A 257-nucleotide genomic window follows, 5' to 3' on the forward strand; every position below is an offset into this window, starting at 1 on the left:
CCAGAAAGGAGATGATTTCTTCTTCGAATTGCTTTAAAATATTATCTACATCAAAATGGTATCGGTTAGCTGTCTCAATCATAATATCAAGTGCGGGAAGAATCTCATCTTTTCTTGAAGAAATATAAGCTACATAATCAGAAAGAACGCTCTTATCACCAGAAAGTAGCTTATTAACATACGTGTTTACTACTGCCCAGTCTTCGTACTTTTTTCTCCATTTCAAAGCTTCTTCATCTGTATCAGTAACCCAACTT

General features: G+C 34.6%; 1 protein-coding gene. It reads right to left on the reverse strand.

The features are described from left to right. Nucleotides 1–257 (reverse strand): hypothetical protein (locus AC0IXA_RS27775; protein ID WP_471814957.1); only part of this gene is annotated, 257 nt, incomplete at both ends.

Source organism: Pseudomonas sp. AC083 (genome assembly GCF_979253165.1).